This window comes from Brevibacillus centrosporus, from assembly GCF_046622605.1.
In the GTDB taxonomy this organism is placed as follows: Bacteria; Bacillota; Bacilli; order Brevibacillales; family Brevibacillaceae; genus Brevibacillus; species Brevibacillus centrosporus.
On sequence record NZ_CP176857.1, the window covers coordinates 86,022 to 101,451 of the forward strand.

Annotated in this window: 15 protein-coding genes; 2 read left to right on the forward strand and 13 right to left on the reverse strand. The window is 44.1% G+C overall.

Annotation, left to right across the window (positions count from 1 at the left end; translation table 11 throughout):
• Positions 1 to 364 precede the first annotated feature (364 nt).
• The 7 genes from ACLIN2_RS30615 to ACLIN2_RS30645 form a co-directional block, all read right to left on the reverse strand.
• Positions 365 to 1,282 (reverse strand): cupredoxin domain-containing protein, encoded by a 918-nt coding sequence (locus ACLIN2_RS30615; RefSeq protein ID WP_411504847.1) that lies wholly within the window; start codon positions 1,280 to 1,282, stop codon positions 365 to 367.
• Between the two features lie 109 nt (positions 1,283 to 1,391).
• A complete protein-coding gene (locus ACLIN2_RS30620) occupies positions 1,392 to 2,432 on the reverse strand; it encodes an ABC transporter ATP-binding protein (protein WP_411504848.1) in 1,041 nt (346 codons plus the stop codon).
• Positions 2,429 to 3,391, reverse strand: coding sequence for an ABC transporter ATP-binding protein (locus ACLIN2_RS30625; protein WP_411504849.1), 963 nt, complete (start codon positions 3,389 to 3,391; stop codon positions 2,429 to 2,431). Before ACLIN2_RS30625 ends, ACLIN2_RS30620 begins: the two co-directional genes overlap by 4 nt.
• Positions 3,392 to 3,397: 6 nt before the next feature.
• Complete coding sequence (locus tag ACLIN2_RS30630; RefSeq protein ID WP_411504850.1) at positions 3,398 to 4,252, reverse strand: ABC transporter permease; 855 nt, start codon at positions 4,250 to 4,252, stop codon at positions 3,398 to 3,400.
• Positions 4,245 to 5,222, reverse strand: a complete 978-nt coding sequence (locus tag ACLIN2_RS30635; RefSeq protein ID WP_411504851.1) for an ABC transporter permease — start codon at positions 5,220 to 5,222, stop codon at positions 4,245 to 4,247. Before ACLIN2_RS30635 ends, ACLIN2_RS30630 begins: the two co-directional genes overlap by 8 nt.
• A 78-nt stretch (positions 5,223 to 5,300) precedes the next feature.
• Positions 5,301 to 7,124: an ABC transporter substrate-binding protein gene (locus tag ACLIN2_RS30640; protein ID WP_411504852.1), complete on the reverse strand. Its 1,824-nt coding sequence runs from the start codon at positions 7,122 to 7,124 to the stop codon at positions 5,301 to 5,303.
• A gap of 17 nt (positions 7,125 to 7,141) precedes the next feature.
• Positions 7,142 to 7,885 (reverse strand): PIG-L deacetylase family protein, encoded by a 744-nt coding sequence (locus ACLIN2_RS30645; protein ID WP_411504853.1) that lies wholly within the window; start codon positions 7,883 to 7,885, stop codon positions 7,142 to 7,144.
• A gap of 319 nt (positions 7,886 to 8,204) precedes the next feature.
• On the opposite strand from ACLIN2_RS30645, the gene ACLIN2_RS30650 reads away from it, so the two are divergent.
• Together ACLIN2_RS30650 and ACLIN2_RS30655 are read left to right on the forward strand one after the other, a co-directional pair.
• Positions 8,205 to 8,486 carry a metal-sensing transcriptional repressor gene (locus ACLIN2_RS30650; RefSeq protein ID WP_411504854.1) on the forward strand — a complete coding sequence of 94 codons (282 nt, stop codon included), beginning with the start codon at positions 8,205 to 8,207 and terminating at the stop codon, positions 8,484 to 8,486.
• A gap of 13 nt (positions 8,487 to 8,499) precedes the next feature.
• Positions 8,500 to 9,876 carry an MATE family efflux transporter gene (locus ACLIN2_RS30655; protein ID WP_411504855.1) on the forward strand — a complete coding sequence of 459 codons (1,377 nt, stop codon included), beginning with the start codon at positions 8,500 to 8,502 and terminating at the stop codon, positions 9,874 to 9,876.
• 44 nt (positions 9,877 to 9,920) lie between these two features.
• On the opposite strand, the gene ACLIN2_RS30660 is transcribed toward ACLIN2_RS30655, so the two are convergent.
• The 6 genes from ACLIN2_RS30660 to ACLIN2_RS30685 all read right to left on the reverse strand — a co-directional run bounded on the left by ACLIN2_RS30660 (position 9,921) and on the right by ACLIN2_RS30685 (position 15,321).
• Positions 9,921 to 10,244, reverse strand: coding sequence for a metal-sensitive transcriptional regulator (locus ACLIN2_RS30660; protein ID WP_411504856.1), 324 nt, complete (start codon positions 10,242 to 10,244; stop codon positions 9,921 to 9,923).
• Positions 10,245 to 10,347: 103 nt separating this feature from the next.
• Positions 10,348 to 10,560 carry a copper chaperone CopZ gene (gene copZ / locus ACLIN2_RS30665; RefSeq protein ID WP_411504857.1) on the reverse strand — a complete coding sequence of 71 codons (213 nt, stop codon included), beginning with the start codon at positions 10,558 to 10,560 and terminating at the stop codon, positions 10,348 to 10,350.
• A 126-nt stretch (positions 10,561 to 10,686) separates the two neighbouring features.
• Positions 10,687 to 11,742, reverse strand: a complete 1,056-nt coding sequence (locus ACLIN2_RS30670) for an ABC transporter ATP-binding protein (RefSeq protein ID WP_411504858.1) — start codon at positions 11,740 to 11,742, stop codon at positions 10,687 to 10,689.
• Between the two features lie 9 nt (positions 11,743 to 11,751).
• A complete protein-coding gene (locus ACLIN2_RS30675; RefSeq protein ID WP_411504859.1) occupies positions 11,752 to 12,681 on the reverse strand; it encodes an ABC transporter permease in 930 nt (309 codons plus the stop codon).
• On the reverse strand, positions 12,681 to 13,610 hold the full coding sequence (locus tag ACLIN2_RS30680; RefSeq protein ID WP_411504860.1) for an ABC transporter permease: 930 nt from the start codon (positions 13,608 to 13,610) through the stop codon (positions 12,681 to 12,683). The genes ACLIN2_RS30675 and ACLIN2_RS30680 overlap by 1 nt, the downstream gene beginning before the upstream one ends.
• A 67-nt stretch (positions 13,611 to 13,677) precedes the next feature.
• Positions 13,678 to 15,321 carry a peptide ABC transporter substrate-binding protein gene (locus tag ACLIN2_RS30685; RefSeq protein ID WP_411504861.1) on the reverse strand — a complete coding sequence of 548 codons (1,644 nt, stop codon included), beginning with the start codon at positions 15,319 to 15,321 and terminating at the stop codon, positions 13,678 to 13,680.
• Positions 15,322 to 15,430 lie beyond the last annotated feature (109 nt).

The window sequence follows — 15,430 nt, forward strand, 5'->3', positions numbered from 1 at the left end:
ATCAAGTGGGCTGAGTTTACTTGTCGGTTGACTGTTTGAAACATGAGTTTTCTTATTGGAAGGTCAACAGTATCCCATTATGTTACTGCCAATTGATTAACTTTATATTACACGGTTTTCCTTTTCTTTGGACGTAACTAATTGATCGTCTCTCGTACTGTAAAAATCCATAAATTGGTTGGAGCCCTTCATCATCTCTACCCTCACAGAATTCCTGGAACCCATCATCCTGTTATATTTTTATCTCCCATCATATTCATCATGCTGTTACTGTTCATCATTTGATCTTAATAATTATTCACCTCAGCAACAAACGCTACTTTCCCGACAATCATGACAGCAGCAAAGGGAAATAAGTAGGGAGTCACAATACGACCAACCTCCCCACCATTCCGCTTTCCTTATGTCCGGGAATTGTACAATAAAATTCATAGTTACCTTCTTCCGTTGCTTGCCATACACTTGTAGCCAATTCTCCCGGTTTTGCATGCAAATGCGGATTTTCTTTGCCCGTGTTTCCATGTTGATGATGGTTATTGGATTCAGAACTGATGACAAAATTCCTAGAAGAGACAACCTCAAAATCATGTTCAACACTCCCAACGTTCTGAAACTTCACTTTCATTGGGACACCTTTTTTCATTACGATCCGATTAGGCTTATAGGAAAAATCAGATGCGATGATATTCACTTCTTGTACGACAGGTTGACTCATATGATTTTGACTATGCATTTGATCATTTTCTGCAGACATAATGGAGAATGGCAACGATTGAAACCATATGAACACTCCAATCAGTAGAACTGGAGGGGTAATTGGATGATGCAATGTAAATAGCCACTTTCTCTTTGGTGTGTCTCCCTCGCTTCTCTCAATCAAGTTTGACAGCATTAGAATGCATCCTGTATAGAGCATGATAAATAAGAACAAAAGCGGCTCCATTTTTTCCATTGGAATCATTTCTCCCAGCATGGCTCCCATCATTCCGGCCATAATTCCAGAGAGAGTTCCCTCTATTGTACTCAGAAGGGATAAAGGAATTCCAATAATCATTCCGGAGATACCACCAACGAGCATTCCCCAAATTGTTGAGAGGAACAAATCTCCTTTATATACAACACCAAACAGAAGACCCGCTATCAAACCAATCATCATACCCATTGACATACCAATGATCATCATCTGCATGTGGTCCATTCGTCTTTTTCTATTCCAAGAATAAAACGAAAACCAACCGAAAGATAATCCGACAAATGCCAGGACTTGATACGTTAAGCTCAAGATACCACCCCCGAGTATATTTCCTCCTTACAGAATATGTCGCTAGAATGCAAAACAGGACAAGAATAAAGCCCTCTGACAATGTCAAAGGGCCTCTTTTTGTATAATTCTAGTTTGCTTGTTTGTTGGCACTCATCAAACTCTCAGGGTGATGATGGAAACAGGAAACGTAATGATCTGCAGACATCTGCTCCAGCTTAGGGATGCCGATTCGGCAGTTATCCATCTGTTGTGGACAACGAGCGAGAAATGGGCATCCCCCTTGCTCTCCTTCGTTTTGTACTTCACCGTCCAAAATCAATTCGCTTCGATGGTCCAAAAAGTAATTGAGATCGGAGACAACCGCGACCAATGCCTTCGTATATGGGTGTGTTGGGTTGTATATGATCTTGTTAGTCGGCCCAATTTCAACAACATCACCTCGGTACATGACAGCAATACGGTCACACATGATGGCAGCTGTAGAAAGATCATGTGTGATAAACAGCATGGTCAAACCCATGTCCTCTTTAAGAGATTTTAATAGTTGCAGGATCCCCATCCTTACAGAAACATCCAGCATGGATGTGGGCTCGTCAGCGGCAACAAATTTGGGTTTTAAAATCAAGGAACGAGCAATCGCAATTCGTTGGCGCTGACCACCACTCAATTGATGGGGATACCGATACAAGAATGTTTCGGCTGGTTTCATGTCTATGTGTTCTAATGCCTCGATAACCAGTTTTCGTTTATCGTCAAAAGATAGTTCCACTCTATGAGCATGCAGCGGTTCCATCAGAATTTCAAGGATGGTCATACCCGGGTTTAATGAGTCATAGGGATCTTGAAATATCATTTGCATTTGAGGACGAACCCTGCGCAATTCCCTCTCGCCCATCTGACATAAATCTTGTCCCTCAAAAAGAATTTGCCCTGAGGTTTCTTTTGTCAGTCTCATAATCATCCGTGCAGTCGTAGTTTTTCCGCAACCGCTTTCTCCAATAATCCCCAGAATCTCGCCTTTTTTTATAGAGAAGTCTACATGATTAACAGCATGAACAGTTGATTTTGTTTTTCGAAAAATCGTACCCTGCTTCTTTTCAAATCGCTTAACAAGACTCTTTACCGTAATTAGTTCGTCATGAATTTGTGTCTTTTTGGAATTTGTCATAGCGATCCCCCTAAAAAACAGGATACGTAGTGACCTTCTTGCACTTTCCTCATTGCGGGTACTTGTTCTTTGCATTTGTCCATCACAGAAGGGCATCTCGTTTGAAACCTGCATCCCTTGGGTGGGTTTATCAGCATAGGTACTGTACCTGGAATCGACTTACACACTTTGTCCAGATTATTAATATCTGGTGTAGCAGCAAGCAATCCTTGCGAATACGGATGCTGGGGATTATTCACCAGTTGGTCGGTGGTTGCCCACTCCACTAACTTTCCCGCATACATGATGGCCACTCGTTCGCAAATGGCCGTTACCATGGGCAAATCATGAGAAATGAGGATAATTGAAAGGTCCATTTTTTCCTGTAAATCTTTAATCACTGCGATAACTTGAGCCTGTGTCAATACATCTAGTCCGGTTGTAGACTCGTCTGAGATGACAACCTGAGGCTGACAGGCGAGTGCCATTGCAATTGCCACGCGTTGTTTCATGCCCCCGCTAAATTCATGGGGATAAGATTTTCTTCGCTCTTTGGGGATCCCGACAATCTCCAAAAGGTATTCGGTCCGCTTGATCGCCTCTTCCTTCGTAGCTTCTTCATGCAACAAAATCGCTTCCACTATCTGATCCCCGACGGTCATTACGGGGTTTAACGCGTTCATTGCGCTCTGGGGAATAACCGATATCGTTTTCCAGCGGAGCTTCTCAATCTGATCCATGGGAGCGTGCAATAAATCGACGCCATTCATGATTGCCTTTCCCCCCACCACTTTACCGGGGTATTCCAGCAATCGCAGGATCGATTGAATTACGGTCGTCTTCCCGCATCCAGATTCGCCGATCAACCCAAGCATTTCGCCTTTCTCTAGATGAAAGCTCACATCTTCGACAGCTTCCACGATTCCATTTTCCGTAAAAAAGTGTGTGTGCAGGTTTTCAACGACCAATACTTTATCCACTCCATGTCACCCCTTTCTCAAGCGTGGATTAAAGATTTCCTCCAGCGAATACCCTGTAAATGCGAACCCAATGACGAGGGCTGTGATCATGACACCAGGCGGCAAGACCCACCAAACCCATGCATCTGTCAGAAAGGCATTTCTAGCTTGGGCATAGTACAAAATAGTTCCCCAACTCTTGTTTAAAGGGTCGCCTAATCCCAGAAAACTAAGAGAAGCCTCGATTAAAATGGCATGGCTCGCTGCCATAACGAATTGGGATAATGCGATGGGAACTACACCGGGCAAAATGTGCCGGATTAATATCGTTGGAACGCTGCTCCCGATTGAGCGTGCCGCCTCCACAAAGCCTTTCGTCTTAATGGTTAGTACCTGCGAACGCACGACTCGAGCCGGAGATGCCCAACTTAATATACTGATCACGAGGATCAGATTCCAAAAGCTCGGACCGATAAAAGCAGCGAGCAGGATCATGAGAGGCAAAAATGGAACAACCAAGACTAGGTCGACTATTCTCATCAGGATGGAATCGATCTTGCCACCAAAATAACCTGCGACAATTCCTACAAGACATCCAACTAAAATGGAAAGAAGAGCAGCCACAATGCCGATCAATAGCGATACTCTTGTACCGAAAACCATTTCACTGAAGATGTCTTGTCCGACGTCGTTCGTCCCTAACAGGTAGTCCCCTCCCGGTTTAAGAAACGGTTGCGCCACACGTTCCTCCGCATCAAATGGGGCAATAAGCGGGGCCGCGATGGCAACGACCAGATACAAGAGAATGATGCCAGCTCCTATTGACCCAAGCCGACTTGACTGAAATACATGCCAATAATGTTGCCATCTTCCCTTAACCATTGTTTCTTCCCACCTTTGGATCGAGTACGGGGTAAAGCACGTCTGCCAGGAAGTTAGCAATTACTACGCTCAGCGTAATAATAAGGAAAGAGGCTTGAATGACTGGATAATCCCTACTTATCACTGCCTCAAACATGAGCCTGCCTATACCTGGGTAAGCAAATACGGTTTCGATCACCGTAGCTCCACCAAACATAAATCCCAAACTCAACATAAAGACCGTAGCTACCGGAAGTAATGCATTTCGCATCGCATGCCGGTACTTGATCATTTTTTCCTTAACACCTTTTGCTCGTGCCATCATGATGTAATCCTCGCCAAGAACATTCAGCATGGAATACCGCATGGTCATGTAAACGTTCGTCACTGAAATTAACACGAGAGTAGTCAAAGGCAACACAAGATGGTGAGCGATATCCAGGACTCTGTCCAACCCCTTTAAATTGCTCCAAGCCGTCTCTGCACCGTAGATAGGAAAAAGACTTAATTGCGAAGCGAAAATGGAAACAAGGATCATGCCCAACCAAAAAGAAGGCATTGCACTTAAAAACATAAAACCGGTCAATAAACTTATATCCTTATTGCTCCCTCGCTTCCATGCTGAAATCGTACCGAAGAGCACACCCAAAACAGTTGAAATGATCAAATTCACTCCTGTCAATAACAAAGTCCAAGGCAAACGGTCCTGTATGATCTCGAGGATTGGCATTTTTTGTTGATAAGAATAGCCAAAGTCACCTGTCGCGATATTTCTCAGATAGAGAACGTACTGCTCCCAAAGAGATTTGTTCAGTCCGTGTGATTCTAATATGGCTTCTTTCTCGGATGCCGACATGAGACCTACATCTTCTCCTGCAAGATAGGCAAGAGGACTGCCTGGCATTAATCGAGGTAGAAGAAAGTTCAATGTAAGCATAATGAAGATTACGAATACATATTGGGTTACCTTGCCGGTCAAAAATCGTGACATGGGTTCACCTCTTTATGTTGAGTCAAAGTTATACAATTCCCCCACAATGAACGTATGGTTTCATTGTGGGGGAATCCTTTATAAATTCTTACCTTTGTTCTGAGTTTTGGTACGTCTTAGCCAGTAACCCCCTCCGGCAATCACAACCAAAATTACGAGTAGTGTTACTAAGGCATTCGATCCCTTCCCGGTATTGACATTGGGCGTTTCTTGTCCTGAACTTGTGGATTTTGCCGGTTCTGATTGATTGCTAGTACTGGTCGCAGCTGGCGCGGGTTGATTCGCTGCCACTGCCTCCTTTGTTTCATCACCCGTTATGAATGACAACTTGTTGATAATTCCTTTTCCGTCCTGGAACAACCATCCTCCATATTTACTTGGATTAAAAGCATTGGTAACCTCTTCATAATAAAGGGGCACGATTGGATTTTCTGCCGCGATTTGCTCTTGCATTTTGTTAATAAGCTGGCTGCGTTCTTCAGGCTCTAACGTGATCTTCAATTGGTCAGCAAGTTTGTCGAATTCCTTGCTCTTGAACGCCCCGATGTTTGTATTCCCGATTTCCAGATTGGAGTGGAATAGTTCGGTTATTCGTGCTGGGAACAACTGCATGGTTGAAGACCAGGACCAAATCGCCATATCGTAATTTCGCCCTTTTGTTACGTCAAATTCTGGCCATACAAGAGAATCTACAGTAGTGGAGTCCATCGGCCGCACTTTGACATTGAGCCCTATACTCTTTAACCAATCAGAAATGATCTCAGCGGTTCGTATCCTTGTTGGGCTATTCGAATATACCAGGTTTACTAGTTCTACTTTTTTTCCGTCGGGTGCTTCTCTCATCCCGTCGTTGTCGATATCCTTATAACCTGCTTGTTCAAGAGTGGATTTTGCCTTTTCAAGATCTGTCTTGTGAGTTACGGCCTTATTGTAATACGGGGAATCTGGATGGATAAAACCAGGGCTTCCAGTAGCTCCATAGCCCAGCAGGACTGTATCCACCAGATACTGCGGGTCAATCGCAAGACTGATTGCTTCTCGCACCTTGATATCTGTGAGCGGGAACTTTTCCGAATTGAACTGAAGCATGGTAGTGGAAAAGCCTGGCCCTCTCATCAATTTGATATTTGGGTTGTTCTCAAATTCCTTGGCCAATTCCGGCGAGACCGAACGACTCACCGCGTCCAACTGTCCTGCCTTTAATGCGGTGAACAATGCAGTCGGATCTTCAATAATGGGTAAAACCATGTTCTCTATGGGCGGTATGCCTTTAAAATAGTTCGGATTTGACTTGAATTTGTAATACTGTCCTTGTTTATACTCTTCAAGAAGGTAAGGACCACTTCCAAGATGTTCAGTGGCTTGATCGGGATTTGAAATCGTGCTCCATATATGTTTAGGAAGAATTGGCAGATCTGCGAGAGGTTGAATGAAAAAGTCAGGTTCTGGTTGGTTAAGTTCCATGATAACCGTTGCAGCATCGGGGGTCTGAATACTCTTGATTGCTTTTACAGGTTTCGTAAAGCGGGATTTATTGTGAGCAACCAGATACTCGTAAGTAAATTTCACATCATCCGAGGTCAAAGGTTTCCCGTCTTGCCATTTGACATTGTCATGCAAGACCAACTTGTACTGTTTTCCATCATCGCTAACAGAAAAATCTTTTACCAACCAGGGAACGGGTTTGTTGCTCTCATCGAGGATGAACAGCGTATCGTAAATCAAATTCACAAGATCAAGCCCTGGTGAGCCAGTAACATACGTGTATGGATTCAGCCAGTTCTCGTCCTTGCTAATCCCCAGCTTTAGCTCTTTAACAGGTTCCGCACTGTAGGCGGGGACCGCGAAGGTACAGAGAAGGGCAATCAGCAAGATTGCGATGGATCTCCGTTTCGGCTTCATGGGGCTCCCTCCTTCCTTTAGTCAATAAGCTCTTTCAGATGAAAATTACCTTCTCGTTTGTATGCTTCCGCCAGGACGAAATGCCCATGAGTCGCTAGCCCGTGATACACGTGAATGGCTTGATCGAGGACCCTGTGCATCGCCCTTCCCTTCTCGTAATCATTGGGCATTGTCGAGAACCCCGGGACGAGAGTTTCAAGCGCCTTCTGCTCGATGGACTCTTCAAAATGACGTCCGCTGAATTCCATTTGACTATGTAGTACATCCATGGCTCGATTCTTTAGTTCCCAAACGGAGGAAATGTCAACGACGCAGTTCGGATGGTGCGGTGTCATGTAGTAGATCGTAGGTATGGGGTGGGGATCAAGCTCTGGCATTTCATCCAATGCAAAATCTCTGCTTGCTAACGCGATGCTCTCGAGGATCAACACCATGGCTTGTCTGCGATCTGGATCCAGGTCATGGAAAGAATGCTCGGGATCCTGCGTGATGATGATATCCGGCTTCACTTCCCGAATGATCCGAACAAGTTTTTTCTTTGACTCTGGACTCACATCCACATACCCGTATTGGAAACCCGGAAAATGCATATGGACACCCAAAACTTCTGCCGCGTGGGTAATCTGGGAGCGAGACTTTTCACTGGACAGCATGATGGAAGCGTATGATTCTCCCCCGTTTTGCACGTTAATTGCTAAAGCTCCTCCGCATTCGACAACCTCCATGCCGTACACACCCAGTAGTAACATTTTTTTGCCCAATTGACTTCCTCCCTCTTAATACGTAGATGTCCAGAAATCAGTATATATGCAATTTTCTGAACTTATTTATACTATACCCCACTGACCTATATTTATCAATATGAATTACTTATTTTCTCTCCCTAGCTACATGTACCCGTCTGTATGAGAGGTGCTAAAGATTTGCGTGATTTTATAGAACAATGAACAAGGTTTATGAATGCCTGGCTATACCCATACGCGGTATTATAGACTGGTCCTCGCGCGTTAATTCGACTTGACACATCCCCCCTGGGGGGTTAGGATTGGTGTCAAATATATCAAGAAGGGTTCGGATATTATGGAACATCACGACCATGAACACAAACATCGAAAACAAATTGTAAATCGATTGGCCAGAATCGAAGGGCATTTGAGGTCCGTCAAGGAAATGACAGCAGCTGGCCGTGACTGTTCAGAGGTTTTGCTGCAAATCGCCGCAGTACAAAAAGCATTGGATAAAGCAGCGAAATTGCTCCTCAAAGACCACCTTGAGAGTTGCGTAGTTGACGCGGTGCTTCATGGAAATCAAGAGAAAGTGCTGGAGGATTTACATAAGGCTTTAGATAATTACATCCGATGAGGGAGTGAAAGACTTGTCAGACTTAGTATCAGTAGGTGATACCAGTAATAAAGAGAAAATGAAAGTTATTTTGGCGTTAGCGGTACCGGCTATGATCGAAAACATGCTTCAAACGGTCGTTGGTTTCGTAGATACCTTATTTGTTTCTAAGCTCGGCCTTGGCGAAGTGACTGCTGTTGGGGTAACAAATGCTATATTAGCCGTTTATCTTGCTGTTTTTTTAGCGATGGGTGTTGGTACTTCAGCTCTTATTGCCAAGAATGTGGGAGCAGGTAATTTGGTAAAAGCAAAGTCCATCGCGAGACAATCGACTTTACTCTCTGCTCTCTTGGGTATTTTATTTGGCCTCCTTACCTTTTTGTTTGCTGCGCCTTTGTTGAGATTGATGGGAGCAGAAGGAAGTATTTTAGCTGATGGCGTTACCTATTTTCGGATTGTAGCAGTTCCCTCAATTTTCATTTCTTTAATGATGATATTTGGAAGTATTTTGCGTGCAGCAGGCGATACGAAAACTCCGATGAAAGTAGGCATTTGGATCAACCTGATCCATATCGTTCTAGACTATGTGCTGATCTTCGGTTTCCTTGGAATTACCGGATACGGGATTACCGGGGCTGCTTGGGCTACAGTCATCGCCAGAGCAGTCGGAACAATTGCCCTTTATCATAAAATCCAGAAATCAAATCTCTCTTTTTCCTGGCGAAATGATGGTTCAAGAGAATTCTTTTTACCTCTTTTACAAATTTCATTTCCTGCTGCAATCGAAAGGTTGATCATGAGGTTCGGTCAGGTGCTTTATTTTGGGTTGATTGTCCGAATCGGAACGGATGTATATGCTGCCCATACGATTGCAGGCAACATTGAGGTATTTTCTTATATGCCTGGTTATGGGTTAGCGGTTGCTGCAACCACTTTGGTAGGGCAAAATTTAGGGGCAAATCGACGCGAAGACGCTTACCGTTATGGAATTCTGACAACAGGTATGGCTGTCATATTCATGTCGTTTGTAGGGATTCTGCTTTTCTTCCTCTCCCCCATTGCGGCATCTTGGTTTACTGATCAAGCCGAAGTCATTCTAATGGTAACGACTGCACTCAGGATTGACGCTTTCGCTCAGCCGTTTCTGGCGATAGGACTGGTTGTGGCAGGTGCCTTGCAGGGGGCTGGTGACACCAAAAGTCCCATGTACAGTACGGCGATCGGCATGTGGCTAGTCAGAGTTGTCGGGGTTTATGTCTTGTCCATCCACTTCAAGTTGGGAATAGCAGGAGTTTGGTTGTCAATCGCAGTTGACCTTTTTGCCCGCGCTGTATTCTTATATCTTCGCTTTATCCGGAAGATGCGATCACATGATCACGTACATGATTCAAACAATAACGTTTCGGTATAGCCAATTCATCGTGAACATGAAAAAAAAGCTTCATTTCGAAGCCTTTATTTCATGAGTTTATTCATCGTAGTTAAGATCTCGTCAATGACTGCGTGATCTCCTTCTTGGATCCGTTCAATCACGCATGATTTCATATGACCTTCCAGAAGGATTTTACCAACTGAATTTAGAGCGGATTGAATAGAAGCAATTTGATTAAGAACTTCATCGCAGTATGCATCCTTTTCAATCATGCCTTTTATACCACGCACTTGACCTTCAATTCGATTCAATCTGGACTGTAGATTTTGCTTCGTCTTCTCAGAATGATGACTCATACGTTCAGATGTATGGCAGGACTGACCGACATTCGCTTCCATTGCTGACATATTCTTTTCCTCCTCAAATGAATAACGAACTAATACTAGTATCTCCTTTTTACCGAGTAGGCTATTTGTTGTCCGTAAGATAGCCTACTCGCTTATGAAATGACTACCCCGATACTACATCATATCCTTGTTCTTCAATTGTCTCTTTGATTGTATCAACACTGATTTTGGAATCATCATATGTGACAAATACATGATTGGCAGCGAGTTCTACCTTAGCGGATTGAATGCCGTCGAGCTTTCCTAAAGCACCTTCGATTGCGTTTACACAATGTTGGCACGACATGCCCGTTACGCTCATTGTAATGGCTTGCATATGTCATTCTCCTCCCCTTACTAATGCGATATAATAAATTCGAATATTCTAATTATTTAACGCTTTACTTAGCTACAAGAAAAAAGTTAGATACAATATGAATGTTAGCATACCCCCCTTGCGTATTCAAGGTTTTTTGAAAAAAGGACGTGGTGAAATAGTGGTTTTTTGTTCCGATGCATCTCTCTCGTAGTTCCAGGTAACCTTTGGTGCTCGTTCGTCCTGTAACCAACATGAAGCCTTATGATCAGTGGAGAGACTGTATTCATATGGCTTCATATTTTCACATATCTCCATGGTATACGGACATCGGGGTGCAAATGCGCACCCGGTTGGGGGATTGAGCAAGTCCGCAGGAGTCCCAGTGATTGATCTGAGCTTCCCTCCTTTTTTATCATCCATTCTTGGGAGCGATTCCAATAACCCCCACGTGTACGGGTGCTGGGGTCTAGCAAAAATCTCTTCAACGGATCCACTTTCTACAATTTCGCCTGCGTACATCACGATGACACGCTGCGCAATATTTGCCACAACACCTAGGTCGTGTGTGATCAGCAATATGGACATATCCCGTCTGATCTGCAATTCCTTCAGCAAGGCAAGAATTTGAGATTGTACCGTTACGTCCAACGCTGTCGTAGGCTCGTCGGCGATTAACAGATCTGGCTGCAATGCCAACGCCATTGCTATGAGGACTCGTTGTCTCATCCCCCCGCTGAATTGATGGGGATATTGTCTTGCTCTCGCTTCCGGACTTGGAATCCCCACGAGTTGTAATAATTCAATCGACTTTTGAAAGGCTTCTTTTGCTGATATTCCTAGATGGACGACAAAAGCCTCAGCCACTTGATCTCCTACTGTCATGGTGGGATTCAACGACGTCATCGGGTCTTGAAAGATCATTCCAATTTTAGATCCTCTAATTTCTTTGAGTTGTTTCTCAGTAGACGATAATAAATCCTGGCCTTCCATAAGTATGGAACCTGAAGTCTCGGTATTACGTTTCGGCAAGAGGCCAAGAATACTTTGAGCTGTCGCGCTTTTGCCACAGCCTGATTCACCTACGATAGCTATTACCTCCTTTCTCCCAACATGAAAGGATACACCTCTGATGGCATGTACTTTTCCGTACTTGGTATGAAAAGCTACTTGCAACTGATTGACTTCAAGCAAATTGTTCATTACGATCCCCTACTTTCGATGACGTGGGTCCAATGCGTCACGCAAACCATCACCCAATACGTTGAATGCGAACATTGTCAAGGAAATCAACATAGCTGGAAAGAGAATTCGCCAGGGCTGACCTGTCAAAATGCCTACCAATCCATCCGACGTCATTGTCCCCCAACTGGCTAACGGCACAGGAACACCCAAGCCCAAAAAGCTAAGCGTTGCCTCAGAGAATATTGCTCCCGGAATGGTGAGGGTCATCGCTACTGTGATGGGCCCTATCGTATTTGGAATCAAATGCTTGAACAAAATACGTGGGAAGCTGGCACCGAGAGCTTTCGCTGCGATGATATATTCCATCTCTTTCAGTTGCAAGACTTGACCTCGAACCAGACGGGCCATACCAATCCAACCAGTTGCAGTCATCGCAAGAATGATCGTCAGCAACCCCGGCTTCATAACAACCATGAGCAGAATGGTTACCAGAAGATGAGGAAGGCTGTATAGCATATCTGCAAATCGCATCATCACTTCTTCCGTTTTGCCGCCGGCATATCCTGCAATTGCTCCGTAGATAACACCTATCATTAGGTCGATTATGGCAGCAGAGATCCCAATGAACAGCGAGATTCTTGCGCCAACCCAAGTCCGGGCGAAGATATCCCTTCCCAAATCATCAGTTCCAAACCAATGCTGCAGATCAGGCGGCATATCGGTATCCAAAAGGCTTTGTTCCGAATATGAATACGGAACCATATAAGGTCCGATTGCTGCCATCAAGATTAGCGAAGCGATGATGATCATGCCGGCGATTGCCAGCCTATTTTTCAGCAGCCTTTCCCTTGCCTCTTGAAAAGATGACCGATTTTTACCGAGAAGCGGCTCTTGACGAAAGGCTTGATCCTTTCGCTCGATAAATTGAAATTGTTTGTCCGAGATGGTTGGCTGCATCACGTTTTCCTCCCTGTCACTCTAATGCGAGGATCAATGAACCCATAAGCGATATCAACAATGAAAACGAGCAATACGAGGATAGAACTGAAAAAGACAGCCGTCCCCAGAATAACCGGATAGTCACGGTCTACAATGCTGGACACAAAGTATTTTCCCAATCCCGGTATGCCAAAAATTTGCTCAATGACAAAGCTGCCTGTGAGGATACCTGCTGAAATGGGCCCTAAGACTGTAATGACGGGAAGGATAGCATTACGCAACACGTGCTTCAAAATTAATCTTTTGCCGAAGACCCCTTTGGCGATTGCCGTTTTTAAGTAGTCCTGATCCAATACTTCAAGGACGCTAGATCTCATAAGTCGAGCGATATACGCTAAGGGAGTCATTGCTAGTGCAATGGATGGTAAAATCGTATGCTCCCAACTCCCCCAGCTCGCAACGGGAAATATGCGCCAAGTCACAGCGAAATAGTGAATAAGTAGTGTTGCAAATATAAAACTGGGGACTGAAATTCCGATTACTGCCAAGATCATCGAAAGATAATCGATGAGACCGTTTTGCTTCAGTGCCGAAACAATTCCCAACGTGATACCGAAAATGACTGCGATCAATATCGCCTGAATCCCCAACCTTGCTGATACCGGGAAACCATCCCAAATGATATCAATTACTTCCCGCGTCTCCGACTTTAATGAAGGGCCAAAATCAAGCGTGAAGATGCCTTTCATGTACTGGAGATATTGAATATAGAGAGGTTTGTCCAAACCGTAGTAAGCATACAAATTCTTAAGGACTGCCTCCGGGATACGCTGCTCGCTCGTAAATGGATCGCCTGGGATAGCATGCATGAGCAGAAACGTCAACGTCGTGATCATCAATAATGTCAGGATAATACCCGTTAATCGTCTAACGATAAATACAAGCATCTGCATCCCGCCTCTGCAGTTACTGATGGGAAGGGGGCGATATCCTCGTCCCCTTCCTCACCTACTTCTATTCCACGAATGCTTCCCTCAAATCCAATGCTGAAACGGCAAACCGATATACGTTTTTCACCCGCTCATTTTCTAATATGACTACTTTATCGTAATAGAGCGGATTGATAGCCATATCATTCATTAGGACTTTTTCTGCTTCGATCATATGCTCAGCCCTTTTGGCTGGGTCGGTTTCCATAAAGGCCGCTTTCACATAGTTATCATACTCTGAATTGCTGTAATTGCTGTAGTTATAACCGTCTCCCGTAGTAAACTGTCCAAACAGATTGTACGAATCGTCATAGTCAGCCCCGGTACTGTATAAGGCAAACTGATATTCACCTGCTTTCACGCTTTGTACAAATACTTTTCTCTCCATGCTCTTGATTTCCACCTCGACACCCAGGTCACGTTTCCACATTTCTTGGAGAGCCTGAGATATTTTACTGCGGAGATCGTTATTGTCTGTTAGGAAGGTAACTTTCGGTAGGGTAGTCTGATTTAGTTCTTTCAAGCCTTCCTCCAGTAATTTCTTAGCTTCTTCTACGGAATAGCCTGTATACTGATCCGTACCCGCTTTTGTCCGGAAGTCCCCGTTTCCACTGGATAGACCTTCAGGAATTAATGCTGTCGCCGGAGTCTGCCCACCTTGAACGACTTTCTCTACAAGCAGCTTTCGATCGATCGCGGAGGCAAACGCTTTTCTTATCTTCTGATTGGCAAAAAGGCTATCCTTATGGTTGTAGCGAACGTATGCAGTCCTGGCCACAGGGACTGTTTTCGCTTTTCCCTCAGCTAACAATTTGGCTGTAGCGCTGGTAGGAGGAAAGGCGATATCCAGTTCACCTGTTTGGAACATCTGATACTCCGTATTTTGATCATTGACCATTTTCCAAACAATGCTTTGCAATTTAACCGCGTCCTTAGCCCAGTACTGGGGATTTGGCACCATGACAATTTCTTGATCATGTTTCCACTCTTTCATCATGAAAGGACCGTTTGAGACAAAGCTTGCTGCTTCTCCAGACCAGCTTGAATTGCTTTCGTCCACTTTTTTGTTGATAGGCAAAACGGAAAAGAAAGAGGTGAGACGGAGGAAAAATGGAGTTGGTCGCTCTAGAGTGACTTGAAGCGTTTGAGGATCTAACGCTTTCATTCCCAAGGCGCTTGGATCTTTTAATTCTCCAGCCAAGTATTTGCTCCCATTCTTTATGAAGCTTAAATTATCTGCAAGGGGAGCTCCCGTATCCGGGCGCAAAGCTTTTTCCCATGAGTAAACGAAATCATCTGCGGTTACCGGTTCCCCGTTCGACCATTTGGCGTCTTGTCTTAAATGAAAGGTATAAACCGTTTTATCTTCAGAAATATCCCATTTCTCCGCGACCCCTGGCACTATTTCGCCATTCTTATCTACTCGTACTAGACCTTCAAACAATTGATTGGCGATATCTCCTGCTGACTGATTGTCGATCAAAGCCGGATTTAAACTGGATGGTTCCGTTTTTGCATTAATTGTTAACGCTTGAGTTGTATTTTTAGTGTTTGAAGATGATTCCTTTGGTGAATTCGTTTGTGGTTGCGGTGAATTTGTGGATTGGGAACAAGCGGTAAGAATCAATAAGGATAATAAAAGACTATACCTAATGAGCCTCTTTATCATTAGAAAATGCCCCCTTATTTGGTTATATACCATGCATGGGTACAGTATTATTTTAATACCATTAGCCACTTCTTTGTCAAATATATTTATCGAATCTTTAGAAAATTTA

Excerpts from the sequence above, each read along its gene's own strand:
- copZ (WP_411504857.1), bottom strand. The coding sequence starts at position 10,560 with ATGCAAGCCATTACAATGAGCGTAACGGGCATGTCGTGCCAACATTGT.
- ACLIN2_RS30660 (WP_411504856.1), bottom strand. The coding sequence starts at position 10,244 with ATGTCAGCAATGGAAGCGAATGTCGGTCAGTCCTGCCATACATCTGAA.
- ACLIN2_RS30635 (WP_411504851.1), bottom strand. The coding sequence starts at position 5,222 with ATGTCACGATTTTTGACCGGCAAGGTAACCCAATATGTATTCGTAATC.
- ACLIN2_RS30675 (WP_411504859.1), bottom strand. The coding sequence starts at position 12,681 with ATGCAGCCAACCATCTCGGACAAACAATTTCAATTTATCGAGCGAAAG.
- ACLIN2_RS30640 (WP_411504852.1), bottom strand. The coding sequence starts at position 7,124 with ATGAAGCCGAAACGGAGATCCATCGCAATCTTGCTGATTGCCCTTCTC.
- ACLIN2_RS30620 (WP_411504848.1), bottom strand. The coding sequence starts at position 2,432 with ATGACAAATTCCAAAAAGACACAAATTCATGACGAACTAATTACGGTA.
- ACLIN2_RS30680 (WP_411504860.1), bottom strand. The coding sequence starts at position 13,610 with ATGCTTGTATTTATCGTTAGACGATTAACGGGTATTATCCTGACATTA.
- ACLIN2_RS30630 (WP_411504850.1), bottom strand. The coding sequence starts at position 4,252 with ATGGTTAAGGGAAGATGGCAACATTATTGGCATGTATTTCAGTCAAGT.
- ACLIN2_RS30670 (WP_411504858.1), bottom strand. The coding sequence starts at position 11,742 with ATGAACAATTTGCTTGAAGTCAATCAGTTGCAAGTAGCTTTTCATACC.
- ACLIN2_RS30685 (WP_411504861.1), bottom strand. The coding sequence starts at position 15,321 with ATGATAAAGAGGCTCATTAGGTATAGTCTTTTATTATCCTTATTGATT.
- ACLIN2_RS30650 (WP_411504854.1), top strand. The coding sequence starts at position 8,205 with ATGGAACATCACGACCATGAACACAAACATCGAAAACAAATTGTAAAT.